Here is a 2,132-nt window from a genome sequence, read left to right as displayed (position 1 = left end):
GGCCCACCCCCGKACGCGCGGGCGCGCGCGCCAGCCCGCGCGCCGCCCCGCGCGGCCCGTCACGCGGCCCGCCGCGCGGCCCCTCGCACGCGGGCGGTCGACCCCACCCCGTCGCACGCCCGCCGCCGGAGGCGGCGGGCGTCCGTGCGCCGGGGACGGCGCGCCGGCTGCCGGCGGCACCTTCCGGGCCGGCTGGGTCGATGATCTCCGAGGCCATTGATCGGACAGTAAGCGCGGTCGGGCTTTCGGCCGTCGCGGCATGCCGCCGCCGGGGCCGAACGAGGGACATACGAGTGTTAAGAACGCATCTCCCCCCTCTCCCCACCTGAAATAGGCAAGGACGAAATGGGGAAATCCGGTCAATACGGATACAAGGGCACCGAGTGAAGGGGAGGCCGCGATGAAGATCGTGTTCCTGTTGGACAACGCCTACGGAATCGGCGGAACGATCAGATCAACGGTGAACCTCTCCGGCGCCCTGGCCGACCGGCACCAGGTGGAGGTCGTCAGCCTGCGCCGCTCCCGCCAAGAGCCCGCGCTCTGCTTCGACCCGCGCGTGCGGCTGACCTCTCTCATCGACCTGCGCCGCTCCTCCCCCGCCTACGACGGTGACGACCCCGCCTACCACCAGCGCAGCGAGCGCTTCACCGAAGGGCACGACCACTTCGAGCGGGGCATCTCCACCCGCCTCGGCGACCTGCGGGTCAAGGCCCTGCTGGAGAACCTGGACGCCGACGTCGTCATCGGCACCCGGCCGAAGATCAACGACTATCTCGCCGCCTACGGCACCAGGCGCTACGTCCGCATCGGCCAGGAACACCTCACTCACCGGATGCACAGCGACCACATCCGTACCCACCAGGACGCGGCCCTCGCCGAGCTGGACGGGTTCGTGACCGTCTCCTACGCCGACGCCGCCGACTACCGCGCCGCGCTGCCCGACGTCCGCGCCCACATCGTCTGCGTCCCCAACGCCGTCCCGCCCACCGACGTCGAACCCTCCGACGGGCAGGCCAAGCTCATCGTCGCCGCAGGGCGCCTGATCAAGGTCAAGCGCTACGACCGGCTGCTGCGCGCCTTCGCCCTCGTCGCCGACAAGCACCCCGACTGGTCGCTGCGCCTGTACGGACGCGGCCCCCAGCGCGACGCGCTGCGTCGCACGCTCGACGGCCTCGGCCTGTCCGACCGCGCCTTCCTCATGGGCGCCCACTCCCCCATCGAGACCGAGTGGGCCAAGGGCTCCATCGCGGCCGTCTCCTCCGACGGCGAGTCCTTCGGCATGACCCTCGTCGAAGCCATGCACTGCGGCGTTCCCGTCGTCAGCACCGACTGCCCCTACGGGCCAGGCGAGATCATCGCCAACGGCCACGACGGGCTGCTCGCGCCGCTGGGCGGAAACGAGGACACCAACGTCCGCGCCTACGCCGACGCCCTCCTCCACCTCGTCGAGGACCCCGGCCTCCGCGCCCGCATGGGCCAGGCCGCTCTCGACAAGGCCGCCCGCTACTGCCCCCAGCGCATCGCGGGAGAGTACGAGGAACTGATGGCCCGTCTGCTCGCCGAGCGCCGCGCCACACCGGGCGCAGGCGGGGAACGAGCCACCCCCGGCACCGTGCGGGAGACCACGGCCGACGGCGACCGGCCGGCGCAGGGCACGGGCCTCCCCCCGGGCGCAGCCGCCCAGACGGCATCCCGTGCGGCGGCGGGCACGACGCAGAAGCCGACGCCCTCATCGACGCCGCACGGCGGGCGGCCCCGCGCGACGTCACGCGGCAAGCAAGCCCCCACCAGGCCACGCGGCGTGCGGGCCCGCGCGCTGCGCGCCGCTCGCCGCGCCGCACGCCGCGTCGTACCCCGCGCGCTGGTACCCGCCCTGCGCCCCCTCGCGGCATTCCTCGGCAGCGCCCCGCGCGCAGGCGGCAGCCTGCCCCGCCCCCTCGCCCGGGTCCGGGCACAGAGCGACGGTGCGCTGCTCTTCCAACCCCACCAGGCCACGCGGCGCGCGGGCCCGCACGCCGCGTGGCCTGGTGGGGGCTTGCTTGCCGCGTGACGTCGCGCGGGGCTGCCCGCCGTGCGGCGTCGATGAGGGCGTCGGCTTCTGCGTCGTGCCCGCCGCCGCACGGGATGCCGTC

At 74.2% G+C, this 2,132-nt stretch carries 1 protein-coding gene; it reads left to right on the top strand.

Annotated elements, in window-relative coordinates:
• Positions 1-400 precede the first annotated feature (400 nt).
• Positions 401-2,050 carry a glycosyltransferase family 4 protein gene (locus AB8Z75_RS34255; RefSeq protein WP_369208942.1) on the top strand — a complete coding sequence of 550 codons (1,650 nt, stop codon included), beginning with the start codon at positions 401-403 and terminating at the stop codon, positions 2,048-2,050.
• Positions 2,051-2,132: the final 82 nt, after the last annotated feature.

This window comes from Streptomyces sp. PU-14G (genome assembly GCF_041028275.1).
Classification (GTDB): domain Bacteria; phylum Actinomycetota; class Actinomycetes; order Streptomycetales; family Streptomycetaceae; genus Streptomyces.
This window is presented reverse-complemented; position numbering and strand designations above follow the sequence as displayed.